This window comes from Enterococcus sp. AZ109 (genome assembly GCF_051714625.1).
Lineage (GTDB): Bacteria > Bacillota > Bacilli > Lactobacillales > Enterococcaceae > Enterococcus_A.
On record NZ_JBIOSF010000002.1, the window covers coordinates 20962 to 45303 of the forward strand.

Sequence of the window (24342 nt, forward strand, 5' to 3'; positions counted from 1 at the left end):
AGGAGGAGCATAATGGATACAATCAAAATCGGAGTAGGTGGCCCAGTTGGTGCTGGGAAAACCTTTCTTATCGAACAAATCGTGCGTCAGATTCAAGACGAGGTGGAGATCGCCGTTGTAACCAACGATATCTATACTAAAGAAGATGCGAAATACCTGATTAATACCGGGATTCTTGATCCGGAGCGCATCATTGGCGTGGAAACCGGGGGCTGTCCCCATACGGCCATCCGCGAGGACACTTCCATGAACACTGCAGCGATTGAAGAGTTGGAGGAAAAATTTCCAGACTTGGAAGTAATTTTCGTAGAAAGCGGCGGAGATAATTTAGCCGCAACCTTCAGTCCGGAATTGGTGGATCTCTCAATTTATATCATTGACGTGGCGCAAGGGGAAAAAATTCCTCGCAAAGGCGGTCAAGGGATGATCAAATCAGATTTGTTTGTGATTAACAAAATCGATTTAGCCCCTTTTGTTCATGCCGACTTGAGTATTATGGCTAGTGACGCCAAGCAATACCGCTTAGAAAAACCAACAGTCTTTACCAATTTGCAAGATGGTACCGGCTTGGATGAAGTAGTCGCTTGGATCAAAAAGCACGCCTTCATTGGGGTATAGCTATGGAGATGATGACAGGAACACTGGAATTATCCGTCAAACAGCGGAAAAACCGCACGGTACCAGGACATATTTTTTATCAAGGGGCATTGAAAGTGATGCGCCCGCAGTACTTAGACGACAGCGGCCAGGTGACCTACTTCATTTTAAATCCTGGCGGCGGTTATTTAGATGGAGACCGCTACGCACTGACGGTGGAGGTTGCCCCGGAAGCCAGTCTGTATTTGACTACTCAATCAGCGACGAAAATTTATCAGACACCTAAGGATTATGTTCGGCAGATCAACCGGATAACCGTTGGCAGCCAAGGGGAGTGCATCAATCTGCCTGATCCAATTATTCCTTACGAAAACAGCATTTATTGTCAGGAACAATGGGTCTATTTAGCTGAAGATGCTCGTTATTTCTCTTCAGAAATTGTGACTCCTGGCTGGGATTCGTCAGAGCGAGGCTTTACGTATCGAGAAGTGAACTTGCTGACGAAGCTTTTTGTGGATCAACGGTTGGCGGTAATGGATCGGGTGCTGTTGCAGCCGGCTAGCCAAGATCTTTCTGGGATTGGCATGCTGGAAGCTTTTAAAAAGGTGGCCTCTTTACTAGTGGTTCATCCGGAAATTGATCAAGAATACGTTGTCGAACTACATCATATATTGCAGGAAAAATTTCCGGACTTACGGTTCGGGTTATCGATGCTGCCGATTAATGGCTACAGTCTGCGGGCTTTAGGGGATAACACCCAAGCGTTGGAACAAGTCATCCAGCAATGCTACCAGCATTACAACCAAGCTTTTTACCAAGAACGGCTGCTGCATACACGAAAATATTAGGAGGGATCAGAAAATGGAAATGACGAAAGAAACGAAAAGTACATGGCTCAAGGGGATCCTTCCCAGTTTTTCTCAAGTTGTGCTGATTGAGCATCCCATTAGTGGTGCCTTGATTTTTCTGGCCCTAGTAGTGGCGGATTTACAAATTGCAGCGCTGGCTTTGAGCAGCTGCCTTGCAGCGAACTTTCTCGCTCACCTATTACAGGTGGAAACTGCTCAAATTGAAGGGGGATTAATGGGATTCAGTCCTGTTTTGGTAGGGATTGCGGCCGGCACATTTGTAGAAGGTATAGCTGCATGGCCGATTGCATTAGTTGGTAGTGGGATTTGTGTTTTAGCTAATTTAGTCATCAATCATTTGTTTAGCCAACAAGGACTGCCCGGCTTAACTTTTCCTTTTATCCTAACGACTTGGTTCTTTCTGCTTCTTAGTTTTAGTAGTCGGTGGATTGCTACTAGTCGTCTCGCTCAATTACCGCAAGCCGTAGTAGATGAAGGTACTTTGCTTTTCCCAGATGTGCTGATTAAGGGTGTGGGAGAAATATTTCTGTTGGATAATACAATCAGTTCTTTGCTAATCTTAGCAGCAATATTTGTCGCTAGCATACGGTGGGGCTGCTTAACGATTGGAGCGATTGCCTTCAGTCTAATAGGTGCTTTCTTATTAGGAGGGAATTTGGACACTTTGTCACTTGGTTTGTACACTTACAATTGTATTTTAACTTTGTTAGCCTTGGACTTATTTTTAACCAAAAAAACGCCTCAATCGACAGGACTGCTGTTGGGGATAGGTGGTGCATTGACCCTATGCTTAGATTTTGCTTTACCGACGATATTAGGGATTGCTGGTTTGCCCGTACTGACATTCTCCTTCGTAATAGCAACTTGGTTTACGCTTTATTTAGAAAAGCTATTGGTGAGGACGTGATGATAAATGCTTCATCGATTTGATATTCCTCGTTCGGTTGCTTGGTTCAAAGCCGGAGTTCGTCGCCGACCAAACTTAAAATCGTTACTATTGATATTAAGTTTAGTTGCGACTTTCTCTCTGGTGTTTGCAACTGGACTAGGGGCGGTCAATGTACCTGCTAATATCACTCTTGACGTAGTGCTGAATCGGATCACACAAGGATTTTATCCCACAAGCGGTACTTTGCTCCAGCAGAATATTGTCTGGAATTTGCGATTGCCTCGAGTGTTGTTAGGATTTGTAGTGGGGGCTTCTTTAGCAATTGCTGGCGTAGCGATGCAGGCACTAGTACGTAACCAGTTAGCCGACCCCTTTTTGTTGGGTGTATCTTCAGGTGCTGAGATGTTTGGTACATTTGGTATGTTGTTTGGAGTCTTCGGTTTTTTGGGCACCTATTCATTATCATTATCAGCATTTTTAGGTGCGACTTTTTCTTTACTGTTGGTATACATGCTCAGTCGTGTTCACAATAAAATCGTGGTGACACAACTGCTGCTTTCTGGTGTGGTAGTAGCCATGATCTTTCAAGGAATTACGCGGGTGATCGTTTTAAGTGCCCCAAATGCTTTAGGTCTACATAATGCTGAATTTTGGATGTCTGGCAGTCTGGCAAATACGAAGTGGAACTTTTTAGGTTTGCCGACGATCATGATGCTCATTTGCGGGGTTTTTCTAAGTGTAAATTATCGTAAACTAAACCTTTTAGTGATGGGGGAGGAAACCGCCGCAACCTTAGGAATTTCCGTCCGTACATTTCAAAAGATCCTATTAATCGTTACGTCACTACTTGCTGGAACCACGATTGCAGTCAGCGGAACAATCGGCTTTATTGGCTTGATTTGTCCTCATTTTGCTCGCTTATTAGTAGGAGGCGATCACCGGAAAGTATTGCCAATAGCAAGTTTAATTGGAGGGATTCTGGTGGTTTGGACCGATGTGGTTGCTCGTACGGTATTGGCACCAGAAGAGCTGCCTCTTGGAATTTTGACTTCTATTTTGGGCGGGCCCTTTTTCATTCTGCTTCTAAAGAAAAATCGCAAACATTAGGAGGATATCCATGAAATTACGTGTTAAAGATCTTTGCTGCAGCTATGAAAATCAATCCGTTATAACTGATTTGTCACTACTTGCTCAAGACCAGCAATTTGTTGGTATTATTGGGCCAAATGGCAGTGGGAAATCCACGTTATTGAAGGCAATTTATCGTGCCTTAAAACCTAAAAGTGGTGAAATCCGAATCGATGATACGCCACTGAAGATTATGTCCTATAAAGAAAGTGCTCAAAAAATGGCAGCAGTGGGCCAAGAAAATGATCTGCCTTTTGATTTTCGAGTAGAAGAAATTGTACAGATGGGGCGCTATCCAACTAAGCGTTTTTTTGACAATGATACAGTTGAAGATAGTCAACTGGTTGCCAAAGCGTTAGAGCATTTGGGAGTTGCTCATTTAGCTCAGCGAAATTTCCAGCATTTATCTGGCGGTGAAAAACAACGAGTGTTAATTGCTCGTGCTTTAGCACAAAATACCGATTTGTTGATCTTAGACGAGCCAACGAACCACTTAGATATTCATTACCAACTAGAAATTTTCGAACTGTTACATCGTCTCCCTTTAACAGTAGTTTCAGCAATTCACGACTTGAACATTGCAGCCATGTATTGCGATTATTTGTATGTGATGGAAGAAGGAGAGATCTTAACCAGTGGAAATCCAGTAGAAGTATTAACACCAGAAAATCTGCAACGGGTTTTCCAAGTGACTGCTGAGATTCGGATTCATCCAGTGTTGAAACGGCCCGCAATTACTTACTTACCTAAAAACTATTTTGTAAAAGGATCAAAATAAATTGAGGAGTGTATACGTGAAAAAAATCGTTTTAGCTTCATTAATTTTGCTGGCACTAGGCGGCTGTAGTGATTCCAATGCGAATCAAACTAGTACCAGCGAGGAAAATCAACAAACAATCAGTAATTACGACCGTACCATTTCGTTGTCTGGTGTACCTGAGAAAGTAGTCACGATGGGCCCAAACACCACGGAGCTTTTTTGTGAACTAGGCTTAGCTGACAAAATTGTTGGTAATACCTTAAACAACCATAGTCGTGGTCCATTACCAGAATATAAGGATGAATATGAGAAAATCCCAGAACTAAATCATGGTTCGGCGACTCGCGAAGCTGTTTTGTCTAGTGGCGCTGATTTTATTTACGGCATTGACTGGGAGTTCGGCTCAGAAGGCCTTGATTTAGCTGAGCTTGAAGAAAATGGTATCACTGTTTATCAAAACAGTGCCAAAACAATTGATGAGGTCTATCAAGAAATCAGCGATATTGGAACTATCTTTGAAGTAGAAAAGCAAGCAGCTGACTTTATCCAAGAACAAGAAAATCGATTGCAGGAGGTGGCAGATTCAGCGTCATTGGATCCAATCAAGGTGTTAGTTTATGACAGTGGCGATAGCGGTATCTTTACTGCAAGCGGGAGCAACTTCGAATCGCGACTAATTGAAGCAGCTGGTGGAGTAAATCTTTTTGATGACCAAAGGGATAAGGATTGGATTACCGTTAGTAGTGAAGAAGTTTTAGAGCGACAACCCGAGGTCATCTTAGTACATGATTATGACCAGCCAGCTCTAGAAGAAAAAATTGCTGCAATTAAAGCAGATCCTGCCTTATCGCAATTAGAGGCTGTAAAAAATGATCGAATTGTTGCAATGAGTTTAGAGAATGCTTTACCTGGACCACGTTTAGCTGAAACAGTGGAGTTATTAGCAGAAGGATTTCAATCTAAATAGACTAAAGAGGTGCTTTAGTTACACTGATAATTTAGTTTTCAGTGGCTGTGACGTTTTATGTCGCAGCCACTTTCGCTTACTCCATATCAGCTAAGAGACCGGCTTTCATCAATTCTTGGTTTTCTTTCAGATTTCGCAAATTGGTTTCATAATTTTTCGTATACATAACTGAGTAAATAGTATTTAAAATGTATTCAAAGGCTGTTTGCGATGAAAAGGTGGCTATCTTAGCAAAGTCGTATTCTTCTTGTACCGTTAACAATAAATGGGTAGCAAAAGGTACCATATCTGAATCAGGATTGCCAGTCAAAAAAATAATCGGTACCCCTTTTTCGTTCAAATAGTGCATAATTTTGGTGTACGGATGTAAAATACCGCTGTAAGACATAAAAAAGGCGCAGTCCTTTTCAGTGATGGCAACAGCGTTCCACTCAGTGTCCACGTATTCTTCGGCTTGAATAGCAAACTTATTAATTTTAATCAACTTGTTTTGAAAACTACGAGCTCGCAGCTGTGTATCCCCGCGAGCAAAAAGAAAAATTCGCTCAGCATCCATCAAGGTATTCACTGTAGCTGTCAGTTGGTCATCGTCTAGCTGAATAAGTGACCGCTGAATGGTACTGATAGTTAAGTCCCCCATTTTTTTTGCAATCTCTGACGGAGTATTCAAGGGATGAAAAGGGAAATTCGCATTTACTTCCTCGGCAGAATGCAGTTGGGCATAAACTATCTCAGCGATCGCATCCTTAAAATCACGGAAGCCAGAATAGCCTAGTTTTTGACACAGGCGGACGATCGTAGAATGAGAGGAAAAAGTCTTTTCCGCAAGCTCTTGGATAAAAATAGTCGGAATTTCTGCTAAATGATTTAAGATGTAATCGGCAATTCGCGTTTCTGCCATACTAAATTTCGCTTGCTGTTTTAAGCGTTCGATAACTAACATAGAATCATTTCCTTTCTTAGTGTGTTTTAACTAAACATGATGTTCACAAATAAGGTAACTGGTTGAACAAAGTTGGACATGAGTTGCGAAACAATCGTTTTTTATGTACTAGGGAATAAAATCGGCTATACTCAAGATATCAATAAGAAAGCGAGCTGATTGTTCATGTTAACCATCGCATATTTAGGCAACGGAAAAAGTACCAATCGTTATCACCTGCCATTTTCTACCAAATTAGGAGATAAGATTAACGTAAAAACCATCTATTCACCCTCGGGTCGTCAAACTTGGACGCCTCTTGATGGGACTTATTATACCACTGATTTAAATGATATTTTGACAGACACAGAAATTCAACTAGTGGTAATCACCACACCAGTTAAATTTCATTATGAATATGCCAAGAAAGCTCTAAAAGCTGGTAAAAATGTGTTGTTAGAAAAGCCGTTCACTGAAACTTCTGATGAAGCCAAAGAATTGTTTGCTTTAGCAAAAGAAAAAAATCTCTTTTTGCAATGTTATCAAAATCGCCGGTTTGATTCAGATTTCTTAACGGTCCAAAAAGTAATTGAAAGTGGTAAGTTAGGAGACTTGTTGGAAGTAGAAATGCATTATGATTATTTTCGACCAGAAGTTCCTGAAAGTACTGATCACTTTTCCCGTGATGATAGCTATCTATACGGTCATGGCTGTCATACGATTGATCAGGTTTTAAGTTATTTTGGTGAACCTGATACTATCCATTACGATGTTCGTCAATTGTTAGGACAAGACCGCATGAACGATTACTTTGATCTGGACTTTTATTATGGCAAGCTGAAAGTCTCTGTAAAATCCAGCTACTTCCGTCTGAAGGAACGACCAAGCTTTGTCGTTTATGGTAAGAAGGGTTCTTTCGTTAAGCAGACTAAAGATCGCCAAGAGGAACATTTGAAATTATTATACATGCCAGAAAATCCCGATTTCGGAATTGATCTGCCGGAGCATTACGGGGTGTTGACTTACTTAGATGAAGCCAATGTTTATCACGAAGAAAAGGTTGTTTCTGAAGTAGGGGATTATAGTCGGATCTACGAAGGTGTTTATCAGGCCATCATCAATGACAAAGAAAAGATCGTTAAAGATGAAGAGACGATTCTGCAAATGGAAATTCTAGAAGCCGGAATTGAAGCAATGGAAGCTAATCAATAGGAGGAAGTTTCGTGAAATTAGGAATTATTGGTGCGGGCATGATTGCCAAAGAGTTTATGAATTTGGCTTCCGAACTGCCACAAATTGAACTAGCAGCTATTTTATCCTCCAAACGCAGCTTGGCAAAAACAACTGAGTTGCAAGCTGTTCATCATATTGGTGCTGTCTTTACTGACTATAATGAGCTGCTTCAAGCTGCCGAAATAGACACAGTGTACATCGCCTTGCCGAATCACTTGCATTTTCACTACGCCAAAGAAGCATTATTGGCAGGTAAGCACGTGATTTGTGAGAAACCGTTCACCTTAGAACTTCAGGAAGCCTATGAGCTACAGGCACTAGCACAGAAAAAGGATTTACTGCTGTTTGAAGCTATTACTAACCAATATTTAGGAAATTACCAAAAGATGAAAGAATACTTGGCAATTATCGGACCTGTTCATATGATTTCTTGTAACTATTCTCAGTATTCCTCTCGTTACGATGCCTTTAAAAAAGGCGAGACTCCCCCAGCTTTTGATCCAAATGCCGGTGGGGGAGCATTGATGGATATTAACATTTACAATCTACACGTGGTGGTTGGGCTGTTCGGTGCGCCTCAAAAGGTCAATTACCATGCAAACTATCAGCGAGAAATAGACACATCTGGAGTAGTTGTAATGGATTATGGTCAAGCAAAAGCAATCTGTATTGGTTCTAAGGATACTGGGGCCGAAAGTTATGTCCGTATTCAAGGTGAGCTAGGAGAAATTCTAGTAAATGGACCGACTAATTCTTTGGTTTCAGGGATAGTTTCTATGAGAAGCGGCGAACAATATGAGCTGAATCACAATTGCCATTCACATCGAATGTATGAAGAATTCCAGCGGATTTCTAAAGCAATTACCGAGCATGATACTGCGTTTGCCAATGAAAAAATGCACCATAGCTTAGAAGTAATGAGGGTATTAGAAAAAGCTAGAGGATAAAGAGCGTGACGAAGTTCGTGGTATGTCCACTGCGGCTTCGTCGCGCTTTTTAGATGGGAAATTACATAAATTATCGCTACTATTACTGCAAGGTCCACGATCTCTAGATTTAAAAAAAGCAAAAGGAGTTTGCCAGTCCTTTCAGAAACTTAGGACCAAATTATTTTTTAGTCATTCGGTGTGCTTTTTTTATGGTTGATAATTGATGAGTCAAGGCGGGATGTTTCGGTAATAGTTCTAACCCTAAAGTCAAAAATTCGATTGCATCCAGATAACGAGCTTGCTTTTGATACATTCTTGACAAACATAGATACAGCTTAATAGAAGCCTTTTTGTTCTTTACTAGTGGAAGTAGGCGATTTTCAGCTTGCTCAAAGCGTTCTCTTATGTAAAGATCAATTCCTTTAGATTCTTCAAGTTCGACATTGATTACTGCAAAATCCTCCATTTTATCCAATCGCTGATGCAAAGTTAACCCATCCGTTGGGATATAAATATTCTCTGGAATGGTTTTCAATATTTTTTTTAGCTTTTTCCGGCGCTGTTCATCCTCGTATGCTTCGTCAGCAAAAAATGAGGATGTATTTGCTTGTTCTAATAGAGAATAAATAGTGGAACGAATTTTAGGATCAGAAATTAAATTTTGAAAGCGATATTCTTTGATCGGCAGGGAAGGATTTTGCAAGGAGATCGTGATCCATTCATCTGTTTTCACTGAATAATTCAATGAGAAGTTTAAAGGTGGATGGTTCAATAAAATCTTTGTAAGATTCCGTTCAAAACGATCAGGATAGGAATACATAAATTCTGTATCAGTAAAACCCACAGATTTTGCTAAAAACATTAAGTCAATAGCCGTAAATTCATGTTCAAAAGCTACCATTATCAGAAACAAAAGTTCTGGGTGAATCTGATACAAAGATAGCACGCTAAAAATTTCTGGATCTTTGGTTTTTAAGGCGACAACAGCCATCAGCTCATTACTTTTTTTGCTAATGAGTGTTTTTTTGTACGAACGGTGAACCTTTGCCAATACTCTGACCGTTTGACTGATATTTCTGTTTAGAAAAATATTTCTTTCCAAGCTGAAAAAAAGATAAGAAAAATAGCTGGTATCTCCATTTTTAATATCACTTAAAAAAGTTAGATACGATCGTCGTTGATTTTTTGACATATCGGAATAAGAAGTGAGCTTCTCTGGGGCCTTCTCCTGTCCTTTTCCGATGGGTAGTGACGTTATAATTTCTGATGGGTCAAAGGAACTCTTGCAAGTCTGGGACAAGGAGATACCATAGTCTTCATAGCATTCTTTGTTCCATAATGTAGGTTCATTCGAGATAAATAACGCCTTACGAAAGTAGGCGGGGATACGCTGAATATGTAGTTCAACTTGTGATTTTCTAGGTGCTGCAACGCCAGTAGATTTATATTTTTTATCGATATATTCATTAAAATCCATTATTTCTCCTCGTTTGATTGTTATTGAACTCATTATACCTAAAAAAAATACAATCTCTAACAAAAAAACGAAACAAATAACCCGAAAAATGATTTTAAAATTAATAAAATGAATATAAAAAACTAGAACCAGTTTGCTGATTCTAGCTTTTAAGGCTATTCGCTATAAATAGTCACAACATTAAACCAGTGGCGCTCGTGCTGATCGTAGTTTTCCAGCGAAAAACCAGAAAGAGCAAAGCCGATCAACGAGAAAATGATTCCAAAAAGAACTAACCAGCTGCCAAGTTTGGGGATTACGTATTTTGATCTCATACTTTGACCACCTTTCGCTGAAATACGGATTGACGAACTTTACGAGTCATCCAACGGTGGCAATTAATGAATAGTGCGCTGCAACGGTAAGTTCCCCACAAAATGAGCATCCCAATGCCGAATAATAACATCCCAACACCTAATTGAGTGACACCTATAAAGAAGGAATCCAATATAGCTAATGGACTAGTCAAAGTCGCTATGATACCTCCAAGTAAAAGCCCGCCGCCTAAACAGCCAAAGGAAAATGGGATACACCAAACGACGATATAAAAACTAAGTATTAATAGAATGGCCGTAAGAGCTAGACTGCCCCAAAGTGGAAACCCTAAAATCAGCAACAATAAAATGAGGGGACTAAAGCGTCTAGGAACTTTAATTTCTTGTGGAATACCCGCTGCTTCATAAGCTAACGCTTGCGGATCGCCCATTTTAGCTACTGCTTCTTCTTCGGAGTAACCATCCTCCATCAAATCCATAATCATTTCATCGTAATACTCAATCAAGCGTTGTACTTCACTAGGTCGTACTTCATAGGCTAAATAATTGCTTAATTCCTTAATAAACTCAACTCGCTGCATTTTCGACACTTCCTTTAATGTATTGTTGGATGGCTTCTACCTGGGCCCAATCCTCTAAGAATTGTTGGATACTTTCGAATCCGACATCGGTAAGATGGTAGTACTTTCGTAACCGGCCATTGTGAATTTTCGAGTAGGTAGTCACTCGTTGGCTGGTTTCCAAGCGCTTTAAGATTGGATAAAGCGTGGATTCGGTAATGTCAATTTGATGGCTGATTTGTTTAACAATTTCATAGCCGTAGGAGTCTTGATGGGACAGTGCGGCTAGGACGCAATACTCAATCAGCCCTTTTTTTAATTGGCTATTCATACGCATCACCCTTCTACACCTTATACTATACATGACATAGTATAGAGCGGCTATAGGACTTAAGTCCGATTATTAGAATATCCTGAAAATAGCAATTTATGTAAAAAAGGCAGGCCTCGCTGCAGGAGTTGAGTATATAAAAATGGCTATGACATCAAACGTCACAGCCACTGAAAACCGCATAATCGGTGTAACAAAAGCAGTTCATTTGAAAATAAGCCGAATAATTGAAGTGAGCCCCCAAAGTTAGACCAAAAATCTAACTTTGGGGGCTCACTTCATAATCACAAAAAATATGAGCAGCTATTTTCGGCGTATTCTCGGAGCTAAACACTTCTGTTATAACTTCTTAAATATTAAAATGAGGTAACATGAACCTGATTTCCGTGTTCCTTAATAATCCCAATCAAATCCTCAGTTTTTACCCAGACGGTTGCTGTATTATCATTTGGGTGGACGCCAATCAGACCAGGATCTGTCAGAAATTCCTCATCAATATAAAACTGAACAATGCAGTCAGTATCATTTAACATACCAAAAGGCGATACAGCCCCCGGGATTAATCCCATGACATTCATTAAGTCATCTGCTGAAGCAAATGATAAGCGACGCGTTTCATGCTTTGTCCGAAACTCTTTTAGATCCACGCGTTTGTCACCTTTGACACTAATTAGATAAAAATTGCGTTTTTTGTCATCCCGGACAAAAAGATTTTTGGCATCGGCTTCCGGATATGGAAGATCCACCGCATCCAGTTCTTCCATGTTATAAACTGCCTCATGCTCGGTAATCTCGTGCCAAAAATTTCCTTCAGTTAAAAAATTGAAAATCTCATCCTTATTCATAAAAATTCCCCCTCGCAACCTTCATATTTTGCTAAATTATATCATAGCGATGATGATAGACAAAATAATATTGGAAAAATAATTTATATATAGATAGTTAAGCTTCAAAAATCGCAAAGTGGCTATGACATCAAACGTCACAGCCACTGAAAACTGCATAATCGGAGTAACTGAAGTAACTCTTTCGGACATAAGCCGGATAATCGCAAAAATATAAGTAGCTATTTTCGGATTATCTGGCTTATTTATCAGAGCTGAACACCTCATTTATAACCTCTAGTTAGTAGGTCAGGATTCTTTCACAGGTTTTTTCTGACGTTCTGGACTTTTCCAAGTGCCAGTACCAAAGCCTAAAATGGATTTCACTGCTGGAATGAAGGTAGTAATAATGGTTAGAGCATTCATCATCCAAAAGAAAAGCATATAAAGGGGGGCAAAAAAGAGATACTTCAATTTTCGTCCTCGGTCGTCCGCAATCAAGGAGGCACCTAGCTGGAAGACGCCAGCAATCATTTCAAAAATGACAAAGATAAAAGCCATCGTAAACATGTGATAAATCCGTTCGTAATTGCCAGTTTCCAGAAAGTGGACTAGCAACAACAGGAAAAGGGCTGAAGAAATCCAGAAAAAGAAGGACCAAATGATGCTTAAGGATTGATCAATAAACATGATGGTTCGACCGATGTTGTCAAAAGGATGTCGCAACACTTTCTTGAGGTTGGTAAGCCATACTTCAGTGCCTCCCTTAGCCCAACGTTGCCGTTGTCGATACAGCATCCGTAAATTTTCCGGAACTTGCATAAAGAACATAATTTGTGCACCAAACAGTGACAGCCAGCCATCCATTTGATGATCCCAAGCCACGCTGATATCCTCAGTGGCTCGATCCTGCCGAAACAGCCCTACATCAATTAAGGCATCCTTGCGATACATGGTATTAGCCCCGCTATAGGCATAAATACCTCCCAGTACCCCGATTTGTGTGCGCTTAATAATACCCACAATACTGGAGAATTCCACCGTCTGGGATTTGGCGATTAACCGACTGCGATTTTGCACATCCATATTGGCGGTTACTGCTGCAATGTTAGTGGCATCAGGTCGATTAAAATAATTAACATAACGATTTAAAGCTTCTGGTTCAGGTACGGTGTCGGCATCATTGCTTAAAATCAGTTGACCTTTAGCAAAGCCTAAGCCGATATTGAAAGCGTGGGCCTTCCCTTTATTTTTTTCTATCCGTAATATCCTCAGCTTGGGGTAATGTTCCTGTAATTCAGCTAAAATTTCCGGCGTCCGGTCGGTTGAGCCATCATCTGTGACAAGGACTTCATAATTTTCGTAGTTGATTTGATTCATTAGGTAATCAATCGTTTGTTCAATCACGATTTCTTCATTGTGGGCTGGGACCATGATAGTAATCATTGGCTCAGATTCAGCGGAAACGTCAGTCCACTTTTTTTGCCGAAACTTGAAGAGAAAAGTGTAACAAATGACCCCGATAAACCATGAGAAGCCACCCAAAATCGGATAGGTAATCAAAATCAGAAAAAGTAGTGTAAGTAGAATATCAATTACTGGATGTCCAGTGTGCACTAAATGAATCATAGATCCACGCCGCCTTCCTTGTATAAATCCCGAGCATAGTGAGTAGCGAGATTTTGTTCTTCTTTCACGACATAATAACAAATAAGTTCCCGTTCTTCCTGCTTACCGAATCGTTGAGCGAAATCCGTTTCCAATAGTTTTTTGCGTTTTTCCAGACGTTCGACATTGTGCATCTCTTGATTTTGCAGCAAATCACCAAAGCGGTAATTATTCCGCATGGTTAACAGGATATACAAAATCAGGATCGCCACAAAGGAAATTGCAAGGAAAATAACCAAGAATATCAAGGTTTGAACCTCCTCAGCATAAGGAAATAAATGATGCTTAAATGCAATTTCTTTAAAATCAAAGGGAGCGAGTACCCAAACAAAAGGCAGAATCACTAATAACCAGCCGATGATCCCTACAACTGTTTGAACAAGTTTCAACAGAAGGTTTCCCTTCTCATAATAACGATCGGATACTAATATTTTGGTAACCTCGTCTCGACCAATAGTCTTTTTCATCATACAAATCTTCTTTCTTAAAGCTAAAGTAGGATTAGTATACGGCAAGACCAATTTTATAGCTCGTAAAAGAGCTCAGGAATTGTCAAAATAACAAAAAAAGATTAGGTTAGTCAATCTCGTCAACTTTGAATTTAAAAAGCTATTAAATTAATAGCGATTGGAAACCTTTTATTAGGGGGAGCTGTACTTTTAGAAAATGAATAAAAAACGAGAAATTCGCTCAAGTAAAATGATTGAATAAGAGACGAACAGGCGTTCTCTTTGTGGTATAATTGAAAAAAAGAGGAGGCGTACGATGAAACGACCAGAGTTAACTAGGCATTTAAGTGAAGATGTCTTCAGAAAATTTTACTATCTAAAAGAAGAGCTGGTGGCTTTTTGTAGACAAGAACAGTTGCAAGCTACTGGGAGCAAGCAGGAACTGAGTCAGCGAATCGCTCATTATTTACAGACAGGTGAAAAGTTGACCACTCAAAAAATTAGGAAAAAGAATAGCAACAAAACGATCATTACACCAGACACCCCGATTGAAGCTGGAATTATCTGTTCAGAGGTTCACCGAGCTTTTTTCAAAGAACATTTAGGTCAGAGATTTTCTTTCAATGTGGCTTTTCAAAACTGGCTAAAGGAAAATACCGGCAAAATGTATCAAGAGGCACTCTTAGCCTATCAATCAATTTTGGAAGAAAAACAGAAACAACCCAAAACGATTGGTCAGCAGTTTGAGTACAATACGTATATTCGGGATTTTTTTGCTGACAATCAGGGGTGCAGGCTGTCAGAGGCCATTGCCTGCTGGAAATACAAGAAGGCACAAGCTGGACCGAATGCTTATGAACATGCGGATTTGATGATTTTGAGCAGGGAAGGGGAGTAACAATGTGGCAATTTGGAATCCTTGGCGAGGCTGTCACCGGATCAGTGATGGCTGCCGTTATTGCTTTATTCACGAAGGGGACAAAAAGCGTAAACAAGACACTCGAATCATTGAGAAAACCTTGCAATTTGGTGCGCCTATCCAACAAACTAAGCAAGGGTATAAGATGAAGTCCAATCAGCAGGTATTCGTTTGTTTCTCCAGTGATTTTTTGATAGAAGAGGCAGATGTATGGCGCCAAGACTGTTGGAAGATGATTAAGGAACGTTCAGATCTGAATTTTTTCTTCTTGACTAAACGAATTCAGCGGTTTGAAAAGGTAATACCACCAGACTGGGGAGATGGCTATAATAATGTCAGTATTGGTGTTTCAGTTGAGAACCAACAAATGGCAGATGAACGACTTACTTATTTTCAAACCTTGCCCATCAAGCACAAGACGATTGCCTGTCAACCTTTATTAGGACCAATTAGCTTAAGCGATTATTTAACGGATATTCAGCTAGTAGTAGCTGGCGGAGAATATCATAAAAATGCACGATTGTTAAATTATGATTGGATTTTGTCGTTGCGCAAGGAATGTATGAGTCATCAAGTTGCGTTTGAATTTCGTCAGTGTGGCACTCATTTTATCAAAGAGGGAAAAGAGTATCAATTAACCTATCAACAATTATTTAGTCAAGCGAAAAAAGCAGGTATTAATTGGTATCCGTAGCTACTGAAAAACTATTGAATTATAAATATCGCAAACAAAATAAATAAAAACTAGAACTCGCAAATAGGAACATTCCATAGCGAATTCTAGTTTTTTATACTTTTACAATTTCTCTTAAACCATTCGCTCGTAATTGCTCTTCGATTGCCGGTTCCAGTCCTTGGTCAGTAACTAAAATATCCATGTTCTTGATAGGTAAAAAGGTGTAAAGAGCACGATGACCAATCTTAGTATGATCAGTGACAACAATCCGAGTTTTTGCTGCTTTAATCATATTTACTTTGGCCGGAACTAATAATTCATTGAAGTGAGTTAAGCCTTTTTCAATATTTAGAGCTGGTGTCGCTACGAATACTTTATCAACATCTAGTTTTTCCAAAGTCTCATTGGTAATCTGTCCATTTAGCATAAAGCTGTCGTGGAAAAGCGTACCGCCTGTTACGATCGTTGTAATCTGCCGATTTTGCCGAAGTACAGAAGCAATATTCACATCGTTGGTCACAACAGTTAATGCTTGGTAATAATTGCTCTCGTTCAATGCTTTGGCGATCTGAAGTGTAGTAGTTCCCGAATCAAGAATAATACATTCGCCATCTTTTACTAATGTGGCAGCGAAAGCACCAATTCGAATCTTCTCATTTAGGCATTCTGTCTCACGATCTTCAAAATCTGGTTCATCTCTTTTAATACTGACTGGAACAACGCCGCCGTGAATACGAGAAACTAGCCCTTGCTCCTCTAAATCGTCTAAATCTCGTCGAATTGTCGTCTCGTGTACTGTAAAAGTTTTTGCTAGTTCATTAACAGAAATAAACTGACTTTCTTCTATTTTATTAAGTATTTTCGTTCTTCTTTCTTCCGTAAGCACGATTTTAACCTCACTTTAGCACTTTTTCTCTTCACTTCTATTGTAGCCTAAAACGATTGAAAATGGAAAGCTTAGTCTAATTAGTTTATTTGGACGCAAGTGCTTGTGGCTTAAAATGGCAGGATTGTAGTATTTGATCAAAATCTTGGTAACTTCCAAGTGGTATGTGCATGACATCTTCATCAAGTGGAATGAAGTCATTTAAGTGAATCACAGCGAGGTCGGCGCCTTTTGCGGCTAGTAAACCATTTTTTGAGTCTTCGAATACGACGATATTGTTTTTAGAATGGCCGGATCGCTTAGCGGCCAAGTTGAAAATTTCTGGATGTGGTTTACCTTCGATTACTTCATTACCGAAAGCAGTGAAAGAAAAGTACGCCCATACACCTAAAGCTTCTAATACAGGTCGTGCTTCCGTATAAGGTGAGGAGGTGGCCAAGCCACATGTGATTTTTTCCTGTTCACACGCTTGAAGAAACGTGAGCGCTCCTTGATTCAATTCAAAGTGAGCATTTGTTATATAGCATTTTCTACGGTGAGCGATTTGCTCAAATAAATAATCAAATGGGAAATCGCTTCCATATTCTTCTAAGAATAAGGGCTTAATTGCGTTAATAGGACTTCCTAAGACATTACGATAGAAATCAGTAGTAAGGGCATAACCCTGACATTGCATCAAGCTTTGCCAACAAGCAAAATATTTCTTTTCAGAGTTAATCAGGGTCCCATCCATATCAAAAATCGCACATTTCATCGTTCAACCCCCGTTTTATTTTAATCTTACCATAAAAAAAGTGGCTGTGACATAAAATGTCATAGCCACTGAAAACCGCCTAATCGGTGTAAAAAAAGCATCTCTTTCGGAAATAAGCCGCCTAATCGTAAAAATATGAGCAGCTATTTTCGGTTATTTATCGAAGTTGAGCGCTTCTATCACAACCTCTTAGAGCTCATTGGTTGATTATGAAAAATTGTCTGCATGGCTTTACGCAGAGGGAAGTATACCAGACTAACAATTATAATAGTAGAAAAGATGTTGATTACAGTCGCAGGCATCGTTGCTAGAGCTGCAAAGAATGCAGGCCGTAATTGGGCTCCAGCAATCATACTCATTACAGTCGCTTTAATCACAGACATTATAAACTTAGCAATGCCCGCCATAATACCGATAACGACAATTTGCCAAACTGCTTTTGGTTGTTTTTTGAATAACATAAAGCCAAGATAAGCAGCTGCGCCTACAACAAAACTTTCTAGCAAGAAATAAGGCGCTTCGTTTGCATACCCATTCAGCATGTCGAAGATGAAGAAACCTAATCCACCAGCCAATGAGCCTTGCCAATAACCAGTTAACAAGACCGCTAACAAAACCACGGCATTGCCGAAATGGATGAACGCCCCTGTTGGTAAAGGAATTTTGATCATTGTTCCGGTAATAGTGAGCGCCGTAAAAAGGGCAATTAAGACAATTGTTCGAATTTTTTTATCATTGTTCATCAGTTTTCAGCTCCAATCGTTTTTCTGCCTGGTTAAAGGCACCATGCCAGACATGTCCTGTAAAAGAGTTTATCAGTGTTCCGGCTCGGATAGCGGCTTCGACAAAACGGATCGCTAACTCAATCGCTTGCTTGGGGCTATAATTTTTAGCTAACGCTGCGGTAATAGCGGCAGCAAAAGTACAGCCGGCTCCATGATTGTAGGGTGTATCAATTAGCGGATGCGGATAGAAGGTAAAATTTCTTCCGTCGTAATGCAGATCATAAGCTTGATCCAAGCCTAGCCGCGCACCACCTTTAATCACCACATGTTTTGCACCAAAGGAATGAATAATGTTCGCTGCTTTTTTCATATCTTCTTGGCTGGACAGTTCTCCTAACTCTGATAAAATACCAGCCTCTCGCAGATTAGGTGTAGTAATGAATGCAAGAGGTAATAAGTGCTTGCGCATCGCCTGTACTGGTTCTGCTTGGATGAAATCAACGGTGCTTTTTCCGCCAATTACTGGATCAACCACGATTTTTTCAGTTCGTTGGCTCAAAACGCGGCTAACTAATTCAATTACTTCCTTGCTAGGGAGCAGACCGGTTTTAATCGTGTCAATGGGTCCAGCGAAAACTGAATCAATTTGACGTTGAATCAGTTCGGGATCTAAAGGACTCATTGCATGTTGGCCTGTTTTTGGGTTCATGGTAACAATTGAAGTGATTGCCGCAAGGCCAAAGACACCGAATTCTTGGAAGGTTTTTAAATCGGCTTCCAATCCGGCACCACCAGTCGTATCTGAACCAGCGATTGTGACTACTTTTTCCATGAAATGACTCCTTTCATGTTTTTTTCAAGAATACAGGAAAGAAAGACAACTGAAAACAGCCAATTGGATTTGTTTTTACTCATCCAATTGGCTGTTGAATTTTAAAATGTAAAAGTGGCTATGACATAAAACGTCACAGCCACACTGAAAACCGCATAATCGGTGTAACTGAAGTAGCTCTTTCGCAAATAAGCCGAATAATTACAAAAAATGTGAGCAGCTATTTTCGGCTTATCTCTCGAAGCTGAACACTTTTGTCATAACCTCTTACAAATTATTTTGTTTCGTTCAACCATTCATTGCGAATACTCTCGGTAAGGTGGATGATGCGTCTACCCACTTCAGCATACTGTTTAGTAGAAAGGTTGGCTAACGATACCCGTACCGCCCATTCACCGCTACCAAAAGCGTTGGCTTTTAGCAACATGAGCTGTTCCTTTTCAGCTAGGATAGTCAAAATTTTAGTAACTGTCCAAGATTTTTTCAAATAATCAGCAAATTCTTTACCGTAGCGTTTTTGGACCCAATCTTCAAAATTAATTTCGCAATAATAGGCGGTATCTAAAGAAGCCAAGGGCTCATCTAAACCTAGCGTGTGAAACAGTAATTTTTCTCGCTCGTGGCAAATTGCCATAACCTCTTCTTTGTACGCTTGACCTTCATCTAGTAAAGAATACAAACTAAATAAAACCATCATGACTTGCTGAGGAGAAGAAAGTCCAGCAGCATGGTTCAAGGCAACATCACGACTGTCTGCTACGATCCGATCGATGAAAGAAATCGAGCTTGGATCGCTAGAAACGGAAGCATATCTTGCAATAAGCTTAGTCTTATCACTAGCCGGAAGCTCTGTAATAAGTCGATCAAAAATAGAACTCTTTGCTACGGCAATGGTACCAATTCGCCAGCCAGTTGCACCAAAATACTTAGAATAAGAATAAATACAGGCTGTATTATAAGGTAATTCTGCAAACAAAGAAGTAAAGTCTGGGACAAATGTGCCATACACATCATCGGTTAAAATCATCAAATCCTTGTGGTCGGTTGTTACTATCTCTTTAATCAAATCAATAGTGGACTGACAGATTGCATTGGCAGTCGGGTTGCTGGGATTTACTACGAATACTGCTTTGATCGTTTTATCGCGCAATTTATTAATTTCACCATCAGGGAATTGATAACTGGATTTTCCGTCAAGTACTGTCTGTTGTGCTAGGATTTTAACCACATCAAATTCATATTGAGGTAATTCTGGAATTTCTAAATAAGGAGCAAAAGTCGGCAACATTAAGGCGATTTTGTCCCCACGATGTAACAAGAAATTATTCATCAATGTATCAAATATGTAACATATTCCTGCTGTTCCCCCTTCGACTGCAAAGATATCAAAAGGAATATCAGAATCAGCAAACAGTTCTTGATTTAAGTAAGCTTTAATCGGTCCTTCACAGGCTATCAAACAACGCACGGGGTTCGGATAATTATCGCCAATAATATGATCCAGCATTTCCGTTAACCAGTCATCCTTGGCTAGTCCCAAATAATTGTTGTCAGAAAACCAAATTTGTTTCAAAAAATCAGCGCCTTTACCTGGATGCTGCTGTAAAAACTCTTCAAAACGATGACTGCGATCAACTGTTGCAGTAATCATGCCAGCAGTCAACTCACCACTATCATGAAGCGTTTCTTGGGTGGCAAATTGACCTAACAAAAAGAAAGCTTCTCGTGGGGTGGGGGCAGTCCAATTAGGATTCCCGCGACCAGCATTTAATAGGTTTTTACCGTTATTGTTGTCATGGATCTTTTTCTCTAAAAATAAGCTCAATTCAAAGGGACTTAGTTCTTCTAAATTTTTATCGGTAGCGATAGGCATAATTTCTCCTCACTTTATAAATGGTAACTCTATGGTAACGCCACAGTGTTTAAAATTACCGATAATCCGCTGAGAGCTTCCAAAGAATATAGGTGAGGAGTTATTAATAAATCAACTTGTCATTCTTTCTATTTTCTTAGAGATAAATGGGTCAAAGGGTATGAACGGTGTTGATTATCTAGGGGACTTTCCCCTGTGATCTCAAAGCCTTGCTTTAGATAAAAATTTAAAGCCGCTACATTTTGCGTGTTCACATCAACGGTTCGAATGCCATCTTCTTGAACCAAATTTTCAATGATTTGACTGCCAAGACCCTTTTGCCGATGTTGCGGCTCCAAAAACAGCATTTCAAGTTTTCCTGCAGCCGTACCACTAAAACCGACAATCTGATCATAGTCATACCAAAGCTTCATATCCAAATCAGCAAAGTAACTAGGGAGAGCTTTCATTAATTCCTGTACATCTGGTTCAGTCAAAAAGTCATGCGTCGCTCGCACCGAACGTTCCCATAACTGTACCATGACGGGGTAGTCTGATGCTTCAGCAGTCCGATTATACATATTGATCACCCTTTCTTTTGAATCATTCTCTCATAGGTGGAAAATTTACACCAGACTTTACACCTTTTCAAGAAAGGCTTCGCAAAACCTTCATCTACTTTACTTACAATACAATTATTCCAAAAGTCTGGTAAACATATCGGACCCAAGACCCATGTAAAAAATTCTCAAATGATGGATAATGAACTTTATAGGAGGGATCGTCATGGATCAGATTATCGCTTTAGTATTTATTGGCTTATTAGTATATTTCGTTGTAAAGGTTGGCTCATTCTTATGGCGCATAGCCGGGGTTCTATTCTTGCTCTTTATCCTTTATACTTATAAGGATCAAATGATTTCGAATATCCAATCATTTATGACTTCCCCTAATTTAGGTGGTTTATGGCAGCAAGCTACGGATTTTGTTAGTAATATATGGCAGACAATCGTTGGATTTGTTTCTCTCTAACTTATCTTCAACAAGATGTAACAGTATGTCAGTAAAAATAGAAATAGTGAAGATGATGGTGCGACTGGAGTGTTCAGTTCCAAGAATTAAGCCGAAAGAGCTGATTCAGTTACACCGATTATGCACTTTTCGGTGGCTGTGACGTTAATGTCACAGCCACTATTTGTGTGCCTTCAATAAAATTAATGAGCTATCGGAAATAGTATCTGCTATTGAATGAAAACAGATCATACATTAAAAAACGTTAGTTATATTAATGCGGTATATGTCTGATGATAATAGTACAGTATAAAAACAGATTATAATCCATCATAAACAAAAAGATAGAAACTTTATGATTAGTAAGATATCATAATTGTTGGGTGATGTTAAAATCGGTAAATCGTAAAAAAATACTTGAATATGTAACAGAATATTGTATTGTTATAGTATGTTACTTTAATTTAGGAGGATGCTATGCTAGACTTGATAAATGTGTCAAAATCCTATGGAGAAATACAGGCTTTATCGAATATTCAATTGTCTATCAAGACCGGAGAAATTGTAGGAATTGTTGGTAAAAGTGGCTCGGGGAAGACAACCTTACTGCGCCTGCTGAATTTAATGGAGCAACCAAGTGATGGAAAAATCCTAATTGATGGAATAAATCTTCAAACCTTACCCAAAAAAGCAGTTCGTCAACAGCAACAGAAAATGGGGATGGTTTTTCAGAACTACAATTTGCTGGAGAACTTAAATGTTCAGGATAATATTGCTTTACCATTAAAGCTGGTAAAAGAAAAAAAGCCAACGAAAGTTCGAGAGTTATTGAACTTTGTAGGAATGAGTCACAAAGCAGAGGTGTATCCTGCCCAACTTTCTGGTGGCGAAAAACAACGGGTATCGATTGCAAGAGCGTTGATTCGAGATCCTAAATGGTTGCTATGTGATGAAGCTACTAGTTCATTGGATGAGGAAAATACCGAAAGCATCGTTCGTCTCTTGTATAAAATTCATCAAGAGTTTAGACCTACTATTTTCTTCGTTAGTCATGAACTAGAAACGGTAAAAAGTCTTTGTCATCGAATTTTGGTGATGGAAAATGGACAATTAGTTGGCGAATTTCCCAATAACCCTAACCAATTTCTTGATGAAAAACTTTCTTACTTAGAAAAAGTGAAAAGGAGTTTACAGTCATGACCTTTTCGCAGAGCTTGCTTGAATATTGGCCATCGCTTTTAGTTGGGCTAAAAGAAACTGGGATTATGATGTCAATCTCTATGTTTATTTGTTTGTTTGCAGGTTTACCACTAGGCTTGAGCCTATTTTTAGCAAATCCGAAAATGAAAGGGCATCAACCTGCGTTATATTGGTTGTTGAACTTTATAGTAACAATTGTAAGATCTTTCCCTTATTTATTATTTGTTATCGCTTTGATTCCTGTGACGCGTTCGGTTTTAGGAAAAGCATTCGGACCGATTCCTTCATCGATTCCTCTTAGTATTGTGGCAACCGCTATTTTTGCTCGCTTAGTAGAACAGGTGTTACTGGATGTACCAGAGGAAGTTTACATCTTAGCAAATTCGTTAGGGACATCTAGGCTGCAATATATTTGGAATTTTTTATTAGTAGAAGCTCGCAGCGGATTAGTACTAGCATATACGACCACCATTGTCAGTATGGTGTCTTATTCAACCGTGATGGGTGTAGTTGGTGGTGGCGGTATTGGTGATTTCGCAGTCCGAGTTGGTTACCAACGCTACGAATATGGAATCATGTATGTTGCTATTGTAATTATGATTGGCTTAGTTTTTATATTACAAATGCTAGGAAATTTCGTTGCCCAAAAATTAGATAAACGAAAGTAGGAGAAAAAATGAAAAAAATTATTTTAAGCGGTTTAGCTGTTGCAGCAACTTTAGTGCTTGCTGCATGTGGTGGAAGTAAAGCTGCTACAACTGAGGAAGATAAAGAAATTACCGTTGCGGTTCAATTAGAATCCTCCAAAGATATTTTGGAGATTGCTCAAAAGGAAGCGGAAAAGGAAGGTTACACCATTAATATTATGGAGGTCAGTGACAATGTGGCCTATAATGATGCAGTCCAGCATGAGGAAGCGGACGCAAACTTTGCTCAACACGAACCCTTTATGAACATGTTCAACCAAGAAAAGGATGCCGAACTAGTGGCAGTCCAACCGATTTATTATTTTGCCGGCGGGTTCTATTCAAAAAACTATAACCATGTTGAAGATTTACCAGAAAGAGCAAAAGTGGGAATCCCTAGTGATCCTACTAATGAAGGACGAGCGTTAGCCATTTTAAATGCGAAAGGTGTCATTCACTTAAAAGAAGGTGTAGGCTTTGATGGTACAGTCGCTGACATTGTCGAAAATCCTAAAAATCTGGCCTTTGAGAGTGTCGATCTGTTAAATTTAGCAAAAGCCTACGAAGAAAAAGATATTGCGATGGTGTTTTGTTATCCTGCTTATTTAAAACCGATTGACTTGACTACCAAAGATGCAATTTTATTGGAGAACGAAGAGTCAAGTAAACATTATGCTTTGCAATTAGTAACTCGGAAAACCGAAAAAGACAGCGAAAAAATTAACGTGTTGAAAAAAGCAATGACAACAGAAAAAGTGGCAGAATATATCAAAAAAAGTTCAGAAGGCGCCAATGTTCCAGCCTTTTAAACAAAAATGATAGGAAACCCCTGAGATTTTTCAGGGGTTTCCTTGTAGGGAAGTGTAACTTCCTCCAACTATAAA

28 protein-coding genes are annotated in these 24342 nt (G+C 39.5%); 14 read left to right on the plus strand and 14 right to left on the minus strand.

Features of this window, described 5'->3' with window-relative positions; translation table 11 throughout:
- Positions 1 to 12: 12 nt before the first annotated feature.
- Genes ureG through IGI42_RS16650 form a run of 6 tightly spaced genes read left to right on the plus strand, consistent with a single transcriptional unit; the run spans position 13 to position 5210 of the window.
- Positions 13 to 618, plus strand: a complete 606-nt coding sequence (ureG, locus tag IGI42_RS16625) for an urease accessory protein UreG (RefSeq protein ID WP_438717089.1) — start codon at positions 13 to 15, stop codon at positions 616 to 618.
- A 2-nt stretch (positions 619 to 620) separates the two neighbouring features.
- Entirely contained in the window at positions 621 to 1445 is an 825-nt protein-coding gene (locus tag IGI42_RS16630) for an urease accessory protein UreD (RefSeq protein ID WP_438717090.1), read from the plus strand.
- 13 nt (positions 1446 to 1458) lie between these two features.
- Positions 1459 to 2373: an urea transporter gene (locus tag IGI42_RS16635; RefSeq protein ID WP_438717091.1), complete on the plus strand. Its 915-nt coding sequence runs from the start codon at positions 1459 to 1461 to the stop codon at positions 2371 to 2373.
- A gap of 6 nt (positions 2374 to 2379) precedes the next feature.
- Entirely contained in the window at positions 2380 to 3462 is a 1083-nt protein-coding gene (locus IGI42_RS16640; RefSeq protein WP_438717092.1) for a FecCD family ABC transporter permease, read from the plus strand.
- 10 nt (positions 3463 to 3472) lie between these two features.
- Positions 3473 to 4261 (plus strand): ABC transporter ATP-binding protein, encoded by a 789-nt coding sequence (locus tag IGI42_RS16645; RefSeq protein ID WP_438717093.1) that lies wholly within the window; start codon positions 3473 to 3475, stop codon positions 4259 to 4261.
- A gap of 16 nt (positions 4262 to 4277) precedes the next feature.
- Positions 4278 to 5210 (plus strand): ABC transporter substrate-binding protein, encoded by a 933-nt coding sequence (locus IGI42_RS16650; protein WP_438717094.1) that lies wholly within the window; start codon positions 4278 to 4280, stop codon positions 5208 to 5210.
- A gap of 76 nt (positions 5211 to 5286) precedes the next feature.
- On the opposite strand, the gene IGI42_RS16655 is transcribed toward IGI42_RS16650, so the two are convergent.
- The gene (locus tag IGI42_RS16655) at positions 5287 to 6153 is read right to left on the minus strand and encodes a MurR/RpiR family transcriptional regulator (RefSeq protein ID WP_438717095.1); all 867 of its coding nucleotides are present in this window, start codon (positions 6151 to 6153) and stop codon (positions 5287 to 5289) included.
- Between the two features lie 165 nt (positions 6154 to 6318).
- On the opposite strand from IGI42_RS16655, the gene IGI42_RS16660 reads away from it, so the two are divergent.
- Entirely contained in the window at positions 6319 to 7344 is a 1026-nt protein-coding gene (locus IGI42_RS16660; RefSeq protein WP_438717096.1) for a Gfo/Idh/MocA family oxidoreductase, read from the plus strand.
- An 11-nt stretch (positions 7345 to 7355) separates the two neighbouring features.
- Positions 7356 to 8312, plus strand: coding sequence for a Gfo/Idh/MocA family protein (locus tag IGI42_RS16665; RefSeq protein WP_438717097.1), 957 nt, complete (start codon positions 7356 to 7358; stop codon positions 8310 to 8312).
- A 160-nt stretch (positions 8313 to 8472) separates the two neighbouring features.
- Here the strand turns inward: IGI42_RS16665 and IGI42_RS16670 are convergent, their stop codons facing one another.
- The 7 genes from IGI42_RS16670 to IGI42_RS16700 form a co-directional block, all read right to left on the minus strand.
- Positions 8473 to 9771: a hypothetical protein gene (locus IGI42_RS16670; protein ID WP_438717098.1), complete on the minus strand. Its 1299-nt coding sequence runs from the start codon at positions 9769 to 9771 to the stop codon at positions 8473 to 8475.
- 155 nt (positions 9772 to 9926) lie between these two features.
- Positions 9927 to 10085: a hypothetical protein gene (locus IGI42_RS16675; RefSeq protein WP_438717099.1), complete on the minus strand. Its 159-nt coding sequence runs from the start codon at positions 10083 to 10085 to the stop codon at positions 9927 to 9929.
- Positions 10082 to 10666: a DUF1700 domain-containing protein gene (locus IGI42_RS16680; RefSeq protein WP_438717100.1), complete on the minus strand. Its 585-nt coding sequence runs from the start codon at positions 10664 to 10666 to the stop codon at positions 10082 to 10084. The genes IGI42_RS16675 and IGI42_RS16680 overlap by 4 nt, the downstream gene beginning before the upstream one ends.
- On the minus strand, positions 10653 to 10976 hold the full coding sequence (locus tag IGI42_RS16685) for a PadR family transcriptional regulator (protein ID WP_438717101.1): 324 nt from the start codon (positions 10974 to 10976) through the stop codon (positions 10653 to 10655). Before IGI42_RS16685 ends, IGI42_RS16680 begins: the two co-directional genes overlap by 14 nt.
- Before the next feature lie 356 nt (positions 10977 to 11332).
- A complete protein-coding gene (locus IGI42_RS16690) occupies positions 11333 to 11821 on the minus strand; it encodes a prolyl-tRNA synthetase associated domain-containing protein (protein WP_438717102.1) in 489 nt (162 codons plus the stop codon).
- A 288-nt stretch (positions 11822 to 12109) separates the two neighbouring features.
- On the minus strand, positions 12110 to 13429 hold the full coding sequence (locus tag IGI42_RS16695; protein ID WP_438717103.1) for a glycosyltransferase family 2 protein: 1320 nt from the start codon (positions 13427 to 13429) through the stop codon (positions 12110 to 12112).
- Positions 13426 to 13935 (minus strand): cell division protein, encoded by a 510-nt coding sequence (locus tag IGI42_RS16700; protein WP_438717104.1) that lies wholly within the window; start codon positions 13933 to 13935, stop codon positions 13426 to 13428. Before IGI42_RS16700 ends, IGI42_RS16695 begins: the two co-directional genes overlap by 4 nt.
- A gap of 298 nt (positions 13936 to 14233) precedes the next feature.
- Between IGI42_RS16700 and IGI42_RS16705 the strand changes: the two genes are divergently transcribed.
- Positions 14234 to 14815, plus strand: coding sequence for a DUF6434 domain-containing protein (locus IGI42_RS16705; protein WP_438717105.1), 582 nt, complete (start codon positions 14234 to 14236; stop codon positions 14813 to 14815).
- A 4-nt stretch (positions 14816 to 14819) separates the two neighbouring features.
- Positions 14820 to 15530 carry a DUF5131 family protein gene (locus IGI42_RS16710; RefSeq protein WP_438717106.1) on the plus strand — a complete coding sequence of 237 codons (711 nt, stop codon included), beginning with the start codon at positions 14820 to 14822 and terminating at the stop codon, positions 15528 to 15530.
- A gap of 94 nt (positions 15531 to 15624) precedes the next feature.
- Here IGI42_RS16710 and IGI42_RS16715 read toward each other — a convergent pair whose 3' ends face one another.
- The 6 genes from IGI42_RS16715 to IGI42_RS16740 all read right to left on the minus strand — a co-directional run bounded on the left by IGI42_RS16715 (position 15625) and on the right by IGI42_RS16740 (position 21142).
- Positions 15625 to 16398, minus strand: coding sequence for a DeoR/GlpR family DNA-binding transcription regulator (locus IGI42_RS16715; protein ID WP_438717107.1), 774 nt, complete (start codon positions 16396 to 16398; stop codon positions 15625 to 15627).
- A gap of 85 nt (positions 16399 to 16483) precedes the next feature.
- Positions 16484 to 17152 carry an HAD family hydrolase gene (locus IGI42_RS16720; protein ID WP_438717108.1) on the minus strand — a complete coding sequence of 223 codons (669 nt, stop codon included), beginning with the start codon at positions 17150 to 17152 and terminating at the stop codon, positions 16484 to 16486.
- Between the two features lie 179 nt (positions 17153 to 17331).
- The gene (locus tag IGI42_RS16725) at positions 17332 to 17895 is read right to left on the minus strand and encodes an ECF transporter S component (protein WP_438717109.1); all 564 of its coding nucleotides are present in this window, start codon (positions 17893 to 17895) and stop codon (positions 17332 to 17334) included.
- Positions 17885 to 18709 carry a bifunctional hydroxymethylpyrimidine kinase/phosphomethylpyrimidine kinase gene (gene thiD / locus IGI42_RS16730; protein ID WP_438717110.1) on the minus strand — a complete coding sequence of 275 codons (825 nt, stop codon included), beginning with the start codon at positions 18707 to 18709 and terminating at the stop codon, positions 17885 to 17887. Before thiD ends, IGI42_RS16725 begins: the two co-directional genes overlap by 11 nt.
- A gap of 274 nt (positions 18710 to 18983) precedes the next feature.
- The gene (aspD, locus tag IGI42_RS16735; RefSeq protein ID WP_438717111.1) at positions 18984 to 20582 is read right to left on the minus strand and encodes an aspartate 4-decarboxylase; all 1599 of its coding nucleotides are present in this window, start codon (positions 20580 to 20582) and stop codon (positions 18984 to 18986) included.
- Between the two features lie 128 nt (positions 20583 to 20710).
- Positions 20711 to 21142 carry a GNAT family N-acetyltransferase gene (locus tag IGI42_RS16740; RefSeq protein WP_438717112.1) on the minus strand — a complete coding sequence of 144 codons (432 nt, stop codon included), beginning with the start codon at positions 21140 to 21142 and terminating at the stop codon, positions 20711 to 20713.
- Between the two features lie 205 nt (positions 21143 to 21347).
- Between IGI42_RS16740 and IGI42_RS16745 the strand changes: the two genes are divergently transcribed.
- The 4 genes from IGI42_RS16745 to IGI42_RS16760 all read left to right on the plus strand — a co-directional run bounded on the left by IGI42_RS16745 (position 21348) and on the right by IGI42_RS16760 (position 24267).
- On the plus strand, positions 21348 to 21593 hold the full coding sequence (locus IGI42_RS16745) for a hypothetical protein (protein ID WP_438717113.1): 246 nt from the start codon (positions 21348 to 21350) through the stop codon (positions 21591 to 21593).
- 456 nt (positions 21594 to 22049) lie between these two features.
- The gene (locus tag IGI42_RS16750) at positions 22050 to 22772 is read left to right on the plus strand and encodes an ATP-binding cassette domain-containing protein (protein WP_438717114.1); all 723 of its coding nucleotides are present in this window, start codon (positions 22050 to 22052) and stop codon (positions 22770 to 22772) included.
- Positions 22769 to 23440, plus strand: a complete 672-nt coding sequence (locus IGI42_RS16755) for a methionine ABC transporter permease (protein ID WP_438717115.1) — start codon at positions 22769 to 22771, stop codon at positions 23438 to 23440. Before IGI42_RS16750 ends, IGI42_RS16755 begins: the two co-directional genes overlap by 4 nt.
- 8 nt (positions 23441 to 23448) lie before the next feature.
- Positions 23449 to 24267 (plus strand): MetQ/NlpA family ABC transporter substrate-binding protein, encoded by an 819-nt coding sequence (locus IGI42_RS16760; protein WP_438717116.1) that lies wholly within the window; start codon positions 23449 to 23451, stop codon positions 24265 to 24267.
- Positions 24268 to 24342 lie beyond the last annotated feature (75 nt).

Bases quoted from the DNA above. Each gene is read 5' to 3' on its own strand.
- IGI42_RS16695 (WP_438717103.1), bottom strand. From the start codon at position 13,429: ATGATTCATTTAGTGCACACTGGACATCCAGTAATTGATATTCTACTT.
- IGI42_RS16685 (WP_438717101.1), bottom strand. From the start codon at position 10,976: ATGAATAGCCAATTAAAAAAAGGGCTGATTGAGTATTGCGTCCTAGCC.
- IGI42_RS16635 (WP_438717091.1), top strand. From the start codon at position 1,459: ATGGAAATGACGAAAGAAACGAAAAGTACATGGCTCAAGGGGATCCTT.
- IGI42_RS16630 (WP_438717090.1), top strand. From the start codon at position 621: ATGGAGATGATGACAGGAACACTGGAATTATCCGTCAAACAGCGGAAA.
- IGI42_RS16755 (WP_438717115.1), top strand. From the start codon at position 22,769: ATGACCTTTTCGCAGAGCTTGCTTGAATATTGGCCATCGCTTTTAGTT.
- ureG (WP_438717089.1), top strand. From the start codon at position 13: ATGGATACAATCAAAATCGGAGTAGGTGGCCCAGTTGGTGCTGGGAAA.
- IGI42_RS16655 (WP_438717095.1), bottom strand. From the start codon at position 6,153: ATGTTAGTTATCGAACGCTTAAAACAGCAAGCGAAATTTAGTATGGCA.
- IGI42_RS16645 (WP_438717093.1), top strand. From the start codon at position 3,473: ATGAAATTACGTGTTAAAGATCTTTGCTGCAGCTATGAAAATCAATCC.
- IGI42_RS16725 (WP_438717109.1), bottom strand. From the start codon at position 17,895: ATGAACAATGATAAAAAAATTCGAACAATTGTCTTAATTGCCCTTTTT.
- IGI42_RS16720 (WP_438717108.1), bottom strand. From the start codon at position 17,152: ATGAAATGTGCGATTTTTGATATGGATGGGACCCTGATTAACTCTGAA.
- IGI42_RS16750 (WP_438717114.1), top strand. From the start codon at position 22,050: ATGCTAGACTTGATAAATGTGTCAAAATCCTATGGAGAAATACAGGCT.
- IGI42_RS16670 (WP_438717098.1), bottom strand. From the start codon at position 9,771: ATGGATTTTAATGAATATATCGATAAAAAATATAAATCTACTGGCGTT.
- IGI42_RS16680 (WP_438717100.1), bottom strand. From the start codon at position 10,666: ATGCAGCGAGTTGAGTTTATTAAGGAATTAAGCAATTATTTAGCCTAT.
- IGI42_RS16705 (WP_438717105.1), top strand. From the start codon at position 14,234: ATGAAACGACCAGAGTTAACTAGGCATTTAAGTGAAGATGTCTTCAGA.
- IGI42_RS16690 (WP_438717102.1), bottom strand. From the start codon at position 11,821: ATGAATAAGGATGAGATTTTCAATTTTTTAACTGAAGGAAATTTTTGG.
- IGI42_RS16760 (WP_438717116.1), top strand. From the start codon at position 23,449: ATGAAAAAAATTATTTTAAGCGGTTTAGCTGTTGCAGCAACTTTAGTG.
- aspD (WP_438717111.1), bottom strand. From the start codon at position 20,582: ATGCCTATCGCTACCGATAAAAATTTAGAAGAACTAAGTCCCTTTGAA.
- IGI42_RS16640 (WP_438717092.1), top strand. From the start codon at position 2,380: ATGCTTCATCGATTTGATATTCCTCGTTCGGTTGCTTGGTTCAAAGCC.
- thiD (WP_438717110.1), bottom strand. From the start codon at position 18,709: ATGGAAAAAGTAGTCACAATCGCTGGTTCAGATACGACTGGTGGTGCC.
- IGI42_RS16745 (WP_438717113.1), top strand. From the start codon at position 21,348: ATGGATCAGATTATCGCTTTAGTATTTATTGGCTTATTAGTATATTTC.
- IGI42_RS16660 (WP_438717096.1), top strand. From the start codon at position 6,319: ATGTTAACCATCGCATATTTAGGCAACGGAAAAAGTACCAATCGTTAT.
- IGI42_RS16740 (WP_438717112.1), bottom strand. From the start codon at position 21,142: ATGTATAATCGGACTGCTGAAGCATCAGACTACCCCGTCATGGTACAG.
- IGI42_RS16675 (WP_438717099.1), bottom strand. From the start codon at position 10,085: ATGAGATCAAAATACGTAATCCCCAAACTTGGCAGCTGGTTAGTTCTT.
- IGI42_RS16700 (WP_438717104.1), bottom strand. From the start codon at position 13,935: ATGAAAAAGACTATTGGTCGAGACGAGGTTACCAAAATATTAGTATCC.